This is a genomic window from Thalassobacterium sedimentorum (genome assembly GCF_031127905.1).
GTDB lineage: Bacteria > Verrucomicrobiota > Verrucomicrobiia > Opitutales > Coraliomargaritaceae > Thalassobacterium > Thalassobacterium sedimentorum.
In genome coordinates this window covers 1-782 of sequence record NZ_JARXIC010000111.1, presented here as the reverse complement: position 1 = coordinate 782, position 782 = coordinate 1, and the positions used below count along the sequence as shown (strand labels likewise).

General features: G+C 42.3%; 1 protein-coding gene. It reads right to left on the bottom strand.

Annotation, left to right across the window (positions count from 1 at the left end; translation table 11 throughout):
* Positions 1 to 109: 109 nt before the first annotated feature.
* A complete protein-coding gene (locus QEH59_RS18620; protein WP_308986892.1) occupies positions 110 to 484 on the bottom strand; it encodes a hypothetical protein in 375 nt (124 codons plus the stop codon).
* Positions 485 to 782: the final 298 nt, after the last annotated feature.

The following is a 782-nucleotide window of genomic DNA, read 5'->3' as shown; positions in this document are numbered from 1 at the left end:
GCACTAGAGTCGTCGAACGCCCCCTTTAATCCTACGCGGGTTTGTCCAACCTATAGTTACCTATTAGGCTTCGCTAATTGGTAACTTCAGAGTTGTGCTTTTTATTTTCCTAGCTTCGAAGAACTTCGGGGTTTGTTATGTAGCAAAATTCGCCTTTTACAGACTCCCAAAATGGTTTTTGAGTTTTCGCTAGGGATGATGTGAGAATCGAAGCAGCATCAGACGGTCCAGTTTCTTCAAAGACCTCCAAGACTTCTATTAGATCACGAAGAAGGGCTCGGTTTTCATGTGAATCTTGCCGACTTAAAATTGATTCGATTCTCTTTTTTCTTCTTTCATATTTCCTCTCATGACATTCAGATTCCAACTTAGAGATTTGATCACTTAATTCGCTCATGAAACTATAGAACGCCCTAGAGCTTCCTTCTAGTGACAATTTCATTATATCTTGAGCGGCATCGTGATCTATTTTGGTAAGTTTCATTTTTGGTATCTGTATTTTTGCACAACGTGGAGCACTATCACGAGTGTAGCGCGGCTTGCCGGGCGTAGCTCGAAGAGCGAAGCCTGGAGCGCGAAATGAGTTGATAGGTGCGTCTGGATATGCTTCCGCCCTTGGTCAGGTGGATTCCGCTCTGATCTATCGGCTTCATTCTATTTTTTTTAGGGTGAGGGCTCGAATGTGAACCACTCATCATTCCATTTTTATAGATTCTCTTTTTTAACACGTTAGCGCAAGGCTGGAATCATCCAAATTGGATTCGTTCTTTCTTTTGCATATC